This is a genomic window from Chryseobacterium balustinum, assembly GCF_900168205.1.
Classification (GTDB): Bacteria; Bacteroidota; Bacteroidia; order Flavobacteriales; family Weeksellaceae; genus Chryseobacterium; species Chryseobacterium balustinum.
Window position 1 is genome coordinate 20,178 of sequence record NZ_FUZE01000012.1, and the last position, 12,621, is coordinate 32,798.

The 12,621-nt window shown below is 34.3% G+C and carries 6 protein-coding genes; 3 read left to right on the forward strand and 3 right to left on the reverse strand.

Translation table 11 applies throughout. The annotated features are described in order from the left end of the window. Nucleotides 1-115: 115 nt before the first annotated feature. Both B5X64_RS13820 and cas9 read right to left on the reverse strand, forming a co-directional pair. Nucleotides 116-475 carry a DUF6155 family protein gene (locus B5X64_RS13820; protein WP_079465815.1) on the reverse strand — a complete coding sequence of 120 codons (360 nt, stop codon included), beginning with the start codon at nucleotides 473-475 and terminating at the stop codon, nucleotides 116-118. Nucleotides 476-495: 20 nt separating this feature from the next. Continuing rightward, on the reverse strand, nucleotides 496-4,785 hold the full coding sequence (gene cas9, locus B5X64_RS13825) for a type II CRISPR RNA-guided endonuclease Cas9 (RefSeq protein ID WP_079465816.1): 4,290 nt from the start codon (nucleotides 4,783-4,785) through the stop codon (nucleotides 496-498). 594 nt (nucleotides 4,786-5,379) lie between these two features. On the opposite strand from cas9, the gene B5X64_RS13830 reads away from it, so the two are divergent. The 3 genes from B5X64_RS13830 to B5X64_RS13840 all read left to right on the forward strand — a co-directional run bounded on the left by B5X64_RS13830 (nucleotide 5,380) and on the right by B5X64_RS13840 (nucleotide 7,786). Then, nucleotides 5,380-5,820: a hypothetical protein gene (locus tag B5X64_RS13830; RefSeq protein WP_079465817.1), complete on the forward strand. Its 441-nt coding sequence runs from the start codon at nucleotides 5,380-5,382 to the stop codon at nucleotides 5,818-5,820. Nucleotides 5,821-5,827: 7 nt separating this feature from the next. After that, a complete protein-coding gene (locus B5X64_RS13835) occupies nucleotides 5,828-6,346 on the forward strand; it encodes a hypothetical protein (protein ID WP_079465818.1) in 519 nt (172 codons plus the stop codon). Nucleotides 6,347-6,574: 228 nt separating this feature from the next. Then, entirely contained in the window at nucleotides 6,575-7,786 is a 1,212-nt protein-coding gene (locus B5X64_RS13840) for a hypothetical protein (RefSeq protein WP_079465819.1), read from the forward strand. Between the two features lie 85 nt (nucleotides 7,787-7,871). Here B5X64_RS13840 and B5X64_RS13845 read toward each other — a convergent pair whose 3' ends face one another. Beyond that, nucleotides 7,872-12,386: a fibronectin type III domain-containing protein gene (locus B5X64_RS13845; protein ID WP_079465820.1), complete on the reverse strand. Its 4,515-nt coding sequence runs from the start codon at nucleotides 12,384-12,386 to the stop codon at nucleotides 7,872-7,874. Nucleotides 12,387-12,621 lie beyond the last annotated feature (235 nt).

Genomic DNA, 12,621 nt, shown 5'->3' on the forward strand with positions numbered 1-12,621 from the left:
AACCATAACCACAATTAGATGCCCATTTTACACATTGCATAGCTCTATTTTGAAATTGCTTTAACAGATAGTGCTTCTCTAAAAAATCGAGAGCGGTTTTATAATTATTATAAGCCTAATTGTAAAATTGTTCAGAATAATCGCCATATAAAGCAGTGAGTTCGCAGGCACTTTCTGGCAAATAAAGTATCACATCTGCCAAAGATTCTGACGAGATTTGCAGGTTTTTTAAATCCGAGATTGCTCGTTTTGCGACAGAAAATTTTTCTTTGCTCTGCATCGGGTTTTCCACATTAAATTCTTTACGAATAATCTTCTTATATTTCTTCACCAATTCATTTTCATTTTTTGGGTTGAGGTAGAATTTGTAAAATTCTTTTATCGAGCTGTTTTTGTCGTACAGATCAAGGATATGTTCTATCAATTGCTCTTTGCTAAATTTTGAAAATTCCTTTTTAAGTGCTGCTTTTGACATTATATTTTTTTTGGTGGGAATTATGCTTTTGAGATATTACCTAATCGGTCAATGTTTAATTTTATGCAATTCTCTTTAACCATAGAGCCATCAATTGCTCGTTCCATTTTATTTAAAGTTGAAAATTCTGCTTTATTAACAATTGATACCGCAATATCTTGTCTAGCAAAGAATATCTGACTTCCCGAAAAACTTACAACTTTGTAAATTCTTTCATTTTTTTCTTTTGTGAAATTTTTAAAATCAATGTTATTTACGTTTTCAAGCTCGTCTTCCGAAGGAATATAAACTAAATCATTTGGACACAGATAGAAATCATTTACTCCTTTTAAGTCGACAACAGACAATCCTTGTTTTTGCCTTTCAATAACAATATTCAAAGGAATTGTTTCATAACTTCTTTTTCCATTTTTATCTTCGTAAACTGCAAAAAACAAATTTGTTCCTTTGGCAGCTTCCACGTATTTATCTTTTTTATTGCCAGTTTGCCCAACTTGAAATTTACTTCCTAACTCAAAAACTCTCACTTTATTGATAGGTTGATGCAATTTTCCATCATTATATTTCTCGATATTTTTATTCATATCTTCAATTCCTTCAGGTGAAAAAGCCAATTCCGGGCTTCCTTTAAATTCCAAATAATTTCTAAGAATTTTTTGAATTCCGGTATCTGAGATTGAATTAATCGATTTTAATTCAAAAGACGTATCAAGATTTTTTCTTGTTGCGGTTAATATTTTTCCTTTCGGAACTTTCACCCAAGGCAAATCAATTTTCCCAGAAACAGTTTCTTTATGCATTGGTTTTCTAATCGCCCAATTTGTTCCTGTCTGTTCTACTCTTTCTTTAGTTTTGATGCCATCTTTCTCTACATATTTTTCATAATAATTGGTAGCTTTATTGATAACTCTTAAATTTTGCTTAAAGCTTACTATGATTTTATCTAAATTATTTTTAGCATCAATTGTAAAGCTTTCCCAAGGTTTTAAAAATTGCTTCGGAACATCTCTTTCTATTCTTTCGCCAGTTTGTGGATGCTTGTAAACCGCTTTCTCAAACTTCATCAGTTTTTTTTTCAAGTCGTAACGCTTAGTATCCGATTTTGCAGATTGATTATTCAATAAATTCACGTGGTCTTTTGTTGCACAAGCAATGACCAAAGCATCTAAAGCGTGATGGCGATGGTCTATTCTTTTCTTTGAAAATCCTTTTGAAAACTCAATCGGAACAGTTGGCAAATACTTTTGGTGATTTTCGTTCCAGGCTGTAAAATCTGTTGAATTGGTAAGTTGATTCATCCTTTCAAAACGTGGAAGAATCAAATCATTCCAAACATCGTTCAATCCCCAATCTTGCTTAAGTTGTGTCGTAATTTTTCCATTTCCCGGAACAATATTTTTAGAATTTACACCTTCATCGCTTCCATCTTCTACACGAACAATGTTGGAAAGAACACCTGAAATATATTTGCTGATATGACGAGTATCGTTTAGCTGTCGCTCAATCATTTTCTCAGGAATCTCTTCCAAAAGAAGTTTATTTCTTTTGCCTCGATTGTTGGCGTAATGTTTTTTAACAAAATCTTCATATTCATCAACTTCAAAAACTTTTACATTTTTCCCTAAACCACATTCAACAATAGTTCCACCAAATTGCTTAATAAATCCTAATCCAATATAATTATCTTTCAATTTATTAACCGCCGATTCGCAAATAATTTTATTGCTAAAACTGTCATCAAAATATCGGCTTTGCGGAATAATGTGTTCAATTTCATATTCTGGGGTGAATAGTTTATTTAATGGAATAATTTGTCCAGTATAAGGCGATTTATATCTCTGTTCGAGCCAAAGTTTGTATCTTTTTAAATCCGATGAAGAAGGTTGTGCTGTTTTGCTAATCTTCAGAATATCATCTTCAATTTCGATGTCGGATTTTAAAATTCCATCTTCATAGATTTTTAAAATTTCCTGTTGCATTGGAGAATATGGACGAACATTTTCAACCGAATGGTCATTCATCATTTCAGCCAATAACGCTTTGATGCGAAGATTGGTATTTTCATTTTCTGTAATTCTTTTTGTCGCATCTAATCTTTCATCTTTTGTCTGCTTCATTTCTCTGCCCAATTCAATATGAATTTCGTTGAAGAAATCTTTAGCTCCATTTCCGTATTTCCGCCAAATATCTTTTACCACACGAATTGTTTCCGTAATCACCTGCTCTACAATCGGGTTGCGAAGCGAATGTTGTTTGAAGTCTTTCAAAAATTCTTCCAAATCACCTGCAGAATTCCATTTCCCAATCATCGACGCTTCCGAATGTCTATCATAAACAACATATTGAGCCAACCACAACTGCAAACCTTGGAAATTATTTTCAGATGTGAGATGAATCGCCTTTTCTCTTACTTTATCTTTAATATTCTCATCATATTCACCAGTAATAATTTTCTGGATTCTTTCTTTTGAATCATCGCTGATATTTTCGTAATTCCAATATTTCCCCAATCGCATCAAAGGCAATAATTTCTTTATCGCTTTCTCCGAAAATGCCCCATACTCACTTTTGAATGGCGGGAATTTTTTAAACGCTTCAAAGAAAGAATTTTCATCTAAATTATTTTTTCTGGAAAAAGATTTCAAGGCTTTTTCATATTCCACTTTATCATTTACAGAATAGATAATATGCCAAATCTTCTGCTCAGTCTCTCTTGTGAAGAAATCATCAGACATATTTTCAACTTTATCCAAACGTGAAGAAATCATTGTTTTGGTTTCATTACAAGGATATTTTTTATCTTCTACAAAATTCCAGCGATACGTTTTTTCATTTAATTTAAAATGTTTCAACAATGCTTTTTGGTCAACTTCTTTTCTGTTATTCAAAAATTCAAACAGACTTTCGAAGTTTTCGATTGTATCTAAAAATTCTTTCGTAACGTTAGTATCATCATCTTTTTTGTAAATATTAAGATTAAAAATCCATTGCCAGATGCGAAATTCCTGATAATACGGATTCGATTTTGGAATAGCCTTTAAAAATTGAGTATGCTCCACTCCATTTTCATCTTTGTATTTTCTAGATTCTAAACTGCAATTTGAAATGGACGATTTTTGACTTCTTAAAGGTCTTTGATAAAAAACTATATCCTCCATCAAAAGATGTACGAATTCTTTTTTACTCAAAGTCAATTGGTGCGCTTCATTATTTCGGTACAATTCACGAACGCAGTCGTTGTATAAATCATCATTTTTTAATTCTTGATGAAATTCTTTCTGCTTTTCTAAAATCTGTTTAAGTTCATCTTTATAAAATTTTCGCTCAATCGTACGAACCAATTTTCCTTTAATTTTTTGCTTTGGATTTTGAAGAAGCGCTTCATAAATATAGACACCGACGGTTTTGTGAGATTTATCAATTTCCTGTTCAGTTTTCTTTTTGACTAAAGTCCAATCTGTTTCCGCAGGAGCTCTGAAACTTCTTTTTTCATTTCCATCTTTATCTGTTTTAATACTTCCATCATCATTCAAATCAGTAGTGACAATAAAGTCTCTAGTTTTTTCTTTCCAATCAAATAAAGGCGTTTTACTCGAACGTCTATAAACCCAGTCGTTTTCTAAAACTAAAGAATACCAGATATCAGATTTTCCCTTTTGCGGTTCATCCGCTAAAACATCTACAATTTTCAAAGAATAAAATTCTACCAACTTATTGGGATTCTCTTCTTCTTCCTCACCACGCAACTGATAATAACCACGTTTCTGATTAAAATTCAAAAGAATCCAAGCCAGTTCTTCTTTTTCAATTTGTTGAGAAATCGCTTTTTTGCGGAGATAATAAATCGTCCAATCGTAAGGGATTTTTTTATCGTTTTCTAAAAGTTGAGGTTGATAGTTTTTAAAATCAGCAAGCATTTCTTCAAAAGAATTTTTGAAAACAAAACCATCTTTATTATAAGCTAATTTTAGCTCTGTTTCTTCTTTAAATTTTCCAAATCTTTTTTCAAAATCAATTTGAGAAGCATAATGTTCTGGTAAATAATTAATGATATTCAAAACTCTGTGGAGTCTTTCTCTTCGTAATAAGAATCTTTCACGTAATCTTCTCACACCTCGATAACCTGTTCTTGCAGCAGTTTGAGAAACGGAATTCCCTTTTCCAAAATCGCCCAAAATATCTTGAGACATAGGGATTATTCTGCTTCCCATTCCAAGAATCTTGCCTTGTTTGTTTTCAAAGTCTTGATTGATTAGCGCCCAACCTATCGAATTGGTTCCTAAGTCTAATCCAAGTATATTTTTTGCCATTTTATTAAAAAGTATTAATTTAAAAAGTATTTTTCAGAAAAACTTAAAGCTTATCATTATTTTAAATATTTTTCAAATTTAAAATAAATATTTTAAGATACCTGATAATATTAAAAATTATTATATATTTACAATAAGAAAATATCAAAATCTATTTGACGAAATTGATTTGATTGGAGGTCCAAGCCCAACTTATTTCCTGCCAACAGTTAATATTGATATTATTTTCCAGCAGATTTAGTTTTTAACTAATCAGGTATCTGTTGTGAATTGCTTTCTGAGGTTGTTCATATATGAACAACCTTTTTTTGTAACGAATCCAAATATATTTTTTGCCATAGCTTTTAGTTTAATCGAATTTTCTAAATTAATAAGAATTTAATTCATAAAAATATGGAAAACCGTAAACTGGTTAAAAATATTATTTTTAGATTTGTATTCGAAAGCAATTCACAATAAGGATTATTCCGTTGTGAAAACATTTAGCGCCTCGCCTATCTGCGGGGCATTTTTATTTAAATAACAGCACTATTTATCTCTCTTTCAATAGAAAACAATGTATTTTTGAAATATATTAAAACACGAATCCATACAATGAATATTTGTTTCTCTCAAAAACCACTTATTACATTATCATTAATTAGTGCTCCATTTTATTTTTCTCAGAACAAGGCAGAAGAAGCAATTAAAAAGTTTGAAGAAAATTACCCTCAAGAAAAAATACATCTTCTTCTGAGTAAAAAGAATTATGTTGCCGGTGAAAATCTGCGGTTTACCTCTTTTGTATTTGACGGATACAACCCTTCAACTATTTCTACCAACGTTTTTGTAGAACTGTATGATCAAAATAAAAAACAGATCAGTAAAAAAATCTACCCTTTGATTAACGGTAAAGGCAGCGGAAGTATTAGTTTACCTGCAGATTTAAAAGAAGACGTTTATTATATCAGAGCTTATACTACATGGATGGGGAATTTCAGTGACGATTTCAATGAAATAATGCCGATTACAATATACAATCCTTACATCGTCTGAAAAGTTAGTGAAAAACACTTCTGCTCCATGGTCTGCCGCAGTATTTCCGGAAAGTGGAACTTTTATTGACGGCATCACTACTAAATTTGCCGTAAGACTGCAATCAAAAGGCGAAACACCAACAAACTGGAATGGTTTTATTACAGAAACTCAGAATCCACAAACCAAATTAGTTACTTTCAAAGGATTTGATCAAAATACAGGATCTTTTAGTTTTACACCAATTGGCGGGAAAAAGTATCAGCTTACAGTAGAAGACGAGAAAGGAATCAAGCAGACTGTTAACTTACCCGAAGTAGCTTCTTCAGGAATAAATTTACAAGTTCAAAGTCAATCTGAGGCTGTAAATTTTGTATTTAAAGGTAAAAATATTAATCCAAATGCTAAATATAAAATCTTAGGAACGATTAATAATCAAATGGTTTACAAAGCAAATGTTTCTCAAATTTCAGATAAGGTTTATACAATTCCGACCAGCCAATTGGTAAATGGAATTCTTAATCTTACCGTTTTTGATGAGTCTTAAAATATTGTTGCCCAACGACTTTGTTTTATACAACCTCAATCTCTTAAACTTAAACAGCCGTCTTTAAAGGATATTTCGCTTAGTTCAGAGTCTAAAGCAAAAAATTCTTTTAATATCACTAATAATACTTCTATATCGAAATATATAGTAAGTATACTCGATAACGAAAGTGAAAATCCTGAAGATGAAAACAGTTTACTAAGTACACTTTGGCTTACAGGAGATCTTATGTCAAAAATATATTATCCTGCCCAATATTTCAGTGAAAACAGAAACACAGATGCACTGGATGCTTTATTAATTTCAGAAAAATGGTCAAGATATAATTGGCAAACCATTATGTCCGGAAATTTCCCGGTGATAAAATATAAACCAGAGAGTTATCTTTCTTACAAAGGGAAAGCTGTCAACTTGGGAAAACCTGTTTCTGAAACTGAAATTAATTTGATTTTCAATACACCATATCAGGGAATTAAATACAATTTGATTAAAACAGATAAAGAAGGAATATTCTCTTTAAATAATTTAATTTTTGAAGATTCCATGTCATTTTATTATCAAATCAACGGCGAGAAAGCTAACAAAAGTTCGACAAAAGTTTATATTCAGCCTGCATTTGCGTTCTTACCATTTAAAAATAATCTTCCTTCTCACAATTACACACTTACACAACAGAGTTTAAACGATACACCACCTTTAGAAATAGAACGTGCTGTAACTAATAAAGTTTCAAAAGCCTTTTTTAAAGAAAAAGAAACTCTTATTGAAGAAGTTAAAATCAAAGCACAAAAGAAAGATTTAACAAAAAAACTTAATAACGAACTTAGTAGTCCTGTTTTCAAGACTGTAGATGAAATTGTTATTGATTTAGTGAATGATCATCCGGGTGCAAAGGGATCTCCAAACATATTTCAATATTTGCAGAGTCAAATTGGTGGTGTTCAGATTCAAATGCAAGGTGGTCAATATATGGTTAGTGGTCGCAACGGCAGAATTGAATTATATCTGGACGAAGTAAGAGTTGATGAAAACCAGATAGCTACCCTTCCTGTATCAAATATTGCAATGGTAAAGGTAATCAGAGGAAATTTTGTAGGAAATTCCGGAGGGCGTGGTGGAGCAATTGCAATCTATACTCGACGTGGAGTATCTGGCTCTATAATAGATACTAGTTTACCATCTAATCTTGTAGAAAGTAAACTCAATGGATATGATAAAGAAATTCCTTTTAATAATGGAATTTACGACGAAGAAAGCGCAAAATCTGTTCCTGAAGATAAAAGAAGTATTTTATATTGGAATCCTTATTTAGAAAGCAAATCCCGAAACCCTACTACTGTACAATGGTATAATAATGATGATGCAAAAAATTTCCGTGTGATGATTATAGGTTTTGATGAAAACAATGATCTCCTATATTACAATGAGATTTTAAAATAGAAATCTTATCGATTATATCTTCAATAAAACAAAATAAGCTCTCAGAATTGAGAGCTTATTTTTTTATAGATGGAAATTAAAACAGTTAATCTTCTTTAATGAATTTTCTCTGTGCATTTCCTTTCTTGTCGTCAATATCAATAACGTAGACTCCGCTAATAAGAGCGCTTACGTCAATTTTATTATTAACGATTAATCCGCTAGATACAAGTCTTCCAGCAGCACTATAAATCTTATAGTTTGCTTTCTCGCTAATGTTTTTGACATTTAAAACTGATTTAACAGGGTTTGGATAAATCAAAATATCCGTCTGGTTAACCGAATTTACAATGGGTAACTTTGATATTCTCACTGTATAATCCTCTACTTCCCCATTGTCAAAACTGGTACAGTTAATTGGTATAGCACCTTTAGCCATAGCTACTCTCATCACAACATATTTAGAGTTTGTCATGCTAATGAATGCATCAGATGGTACACTGAATGTAGCACTTGCAGTAGAATTTGAGTTAAGCCCGTCAGCAAGGATCCTTTCATCAAGATCAAATTCGCCATTTCTGTTGAAGTCAATCCAGACAGCAACTCCTGAATCTGCTCCTTGAGTTTTATCAATAGTAATTTGATTTCCTGTTGACCCCTGAATCAATTCGATGAATTTTGTAGGATTTCCCGTGAAATCAGAATATGCAGTTCCTGTAGAAATATTAATCATTTCAGGCTTACCATTCGGTGTAGCAGTAACTTTTGAAATATATTCAGTAGCAAAGTTAGTTGAATGCATTTGACAGTAAATCACTGTAGGTGTTGTAAAATAATAAAGAGGGGTAAAATTCCCAGGTCCCCCACTACAAATATTTGCTACCTGCATTTCATATTTAGTTAATTCTAATAACCCTGTTATTGTATAGGTATTATTACTAACATTAATAGTTGTCCAGCTTGGTATTCCTACTTTTCTGTATCTTAATATGTAATTATTGGTAGCTCCGGTACCTGTGTAAGCATCCCAAACCACTTCTGCAGTTGTAGGAGTTAGCTGAGTAATAGTAAATCCGGGAGGAAGTACTTCACAAACTCTTACCGTTGTAAATATCTGTGTATTTGCCCATGGATTAGGATTTGTTTCACCGTTACAAATACTCGCTACCTGTACTTCATACATTTTATAAGAATCCAGGTTTGGAATCACATAAGAGTTTACAGGTGGAGGTGGTAACGTTGGTGTATTCCAAACTGTAGTGCCCACTTCTCTCCATCTTAAAACATAGGTAGCATTCGGAACAATCGGATTCCAGGTTACCATTGCCGAAGTTGATGTGATGTTAGATATTACCACATTCGGTGGTGTTGGGTCACATTTTGTTGTAAATGTCTGTATGGGAGTAAATGCACCAGCTCCCCCACTACCACATACTGCCGCAACTCTCACTTCATAAATTGTAGCCGGAGTTAGCGCAGAAATAGTTACCGGCGGATTTCCTCCTAAAACTGAAAGATTCATCGTCGTCCACGCAGAAGCAGGATTGGTTACCGGTCTGTATTCTAAAACAAATGCGTTGTTATTTGCTGCTGGAGTCCAGTTAATAATAACCGAATTATGGGTTATTGTAGTAAAAACAGGAGTTCCCGGAGTCGTATTGTTGCATGGTTTTAATCTTACAGCATAATCTTCTACCTCTCCATTCACGGCATCCTGACACATTATAGGGGCGCTTCCTCGCTTCAGAACCACTCTCATTGTCGTGGTATTCGTCCCTGTATAAACTCCAGTTGCCGGAACATTAAATGCTGCTGTAACAGGGGTTGATGTATTGGAAGGAGTATTCATGATTTTTTCACTGTCTGTAAATATCCCGTCTCTATCCCAGTCAATCCAAGCATGTACTGAATCCCCATAAGTTGTTCCTGCCCAGGCTTTTGATACTGAAATCTGATTTCCAACCGAACCTATTTCCAAATTAATTAAAGTGGTTGGTGTTGTATAATTAATGTAATTAGTTTGAAGTGAAATATTCTCCATTATTGGAAAATTCACAGGAGTCATTTTTACATTAGAAATATAATCATTAATCCCCGTTCCATTCATATTACAGTAAGTAACCGGTGGGGTCGTAAAATTGACTGACGTTGAGAATGCTCCTTGATTTCCGCCACATATCGTAGCTACTTGTACCTGATAAGCAGTTTGCTCAGTCAGACCTGTAATTGTATGAAAGCTCTGGCCCACAGGAAGCGTCAATCCAGCTGCACTTGGCAACCATGCACCAGTAGTTCCTTGTCTCCATCTGATAACATAAGTAGCATTAGCTGTTGGCATCCAAGATACATATGCCGAAGTATGTGTAAGATTGCCTACAGCCATACTCGTTGGAGGTGCGGTAGTACACGGCTGAAGGTCAATAAATTTGATTTGATAATCCTCAACTTCTCCATTACTTGTAAGGCTCATACAAGGATCTGTCGGAGTATTAAAATATACAATAACACGCATTTTAATTTTACTCGTTCCAACATAAGCATTTGCCGGCACATCAAAATTAGCCGTTACCGGAGTTGTATTAGAATATCCCAGATTCATTATTCTTTCCCCTCCTGCAGTACCTACAGGATTATTATTAAAAACTCCGTCACCGTTAAAATCTATCCATGCATAGGTAGAATAGGTTCCCGAAGCAATAGTTCTTCCAACTGACAATGTATTGTTAACTGAATTTCTTAATAAAGTAATGGTCTTCGAAGGATCAGTAGAATAATCAGTGTAAGTTGTAGGTCCTGAATTATTAGTCGTAGCTGGAACATTAGTTCCTATCATTGTAATATTGCTGATATATCCATTGGTAACCGTTGCAGTTCCTGAACTACAGTAAGTAAGAGCCGGAGTAGTAAAAGTAATTGGTGCAGAAAAAGCTCCCTGAGTTCCGCAAATTGTAGCAATTTCCACTTCATATTGAGTTTGCTCTAAAAGTCCCGGAAGCTGCACATTATTAGTAAATGGTGTGGTAACATTAATTGTCTGCCATGCCCCGGATGGTAAAACCCTGTATCTTACAACATAAGTTGCGTTCTGTGTAGCCGTCCAAGATACTGAAGCGGAAGTAGCCATAATGTTACTTACTGCAATATTTGAAGGTGGTACATTTGTACATGAAGGCAAAACAGTACCGGTAAGCTGAAGCCTTGGCAAAACTGCATATCTGCTTGTTGCTACGGGTGGATTTAGCGGATTTGGATTAGTTGTTGCATTATAATAAAGCATTCCTCTATTCGTTCCTGCAGAATAACTTCCCCAGTTGGCAGTACAAGACGTTCCTGTACTATTTTCATCTACCGCAACCACGACATTACTTGTTCCGTCCCAAAGAAATGGGGTTGCAAGAGGAATATTGATCCAAGTTCCGGCAGTCATTGCAGGGAGTGTTCCGGTATAAACCTGAGTCATGGTGCCGGCAGGAATCCAGCTTGTAGTTGTCGCAAAATCAGTTTGTGCTGTATTTCCCATATAAACTACCCATTGATTATAATTTGCCTGAGTGGCAGCTGTAGTAGATACAAAAAATCTCACCGAAGTAATCATATTATTGGTTCCAACCGCACCTGCAATTTCTGTTGCAGTATAAATTTGTTGAGAATAATTAAATCCTGAACAAGAATATACCGGCAAATAGGCATGCGTTGCTGTACCGACTCCAATCTGTCCTGGAGTAAAAGGCTCACCTTCTACCCATAACGATTTATCTGTTGCATTACAAACCGAGCGAACCCACCAATAATAGGTTGTTCCTCCAACCAAAGGAGTGATATTAGCGGAAACTCCTGGGACAATATTCCCCACTGTACCAGTCGCTGGAGGAGTATTTGTTGTGTTGTAATAATATTCATACCCTCCTGCAGGTGCCGGAGCAGGTGCTAATGGTGCTGCCCAATTCAGGGTTGCAGAATTGGGAGTTATATTTGTTGCTAATGCAATCACAGGTTCGAAACAGGTTGGTGCCTGTATTACCTGAACTTCATCCAAAAGTACATCATCATAAAAATACCCGTTGTTAGCAACATCCTTATCAACAGTAAACTTAAGTTGAATGGTTGCTCCTAGATAGCTTGCTGCAAGAGGAACTCCAACTGTTCTCCATTCTGCGGCATTACTATTATCAGACCAAATTTCAACCCATCCGCTCCCGTTATTTACCTCAAGCTTCATTCTGTTATGCTCATAGGGAGGAACCGTTCCTGTAGCTGAGGTAAGATGGTTTTTAAACCATTCAAATTTCACATACGGATTGGTCAATCCGGTCAGATTAATCTGCGGACTGATCAGTTCAACGGTATGTTCGTTATCATAGGGTGAACTGGCATCCACCCATGCGAAAGTTCCAGCGGGTTTTCCGCCATTTCCGGTTGCACCATAACCCGCAGATGTGTTAAATCTCCATTTAACATTTACATTAGTAGAAGTCGTGGTAGGGTTTTGGCTCGTCCAACAGGCAGGTAATACTCCCGTACTAAAAGATTGTAAAAAAGGTACGGGTACTGCCGTACATTGTGCGGAGACTTTGAGCTGAAAACACAGCAAAATCCCCAGAATTGTTAAAAATCTGTTCATAATATAGAATATGGATTAGTAATTGAGATGTTTTTTTGGATTAGAGAAACATCTGGATTTGTAAATACAAAAGGAATAGAAGAAGTAGAAAATTTCCTCATAGGCATAATATTTTGTGATGGTGCACAAATATAGTATTTTTATTCATACCACAACATAATTATCTAAAACAATTGTATAATCTACTAAAAATGTAGATTATTTATCTTTTTCAACAAATCAATGTTTTTACTTC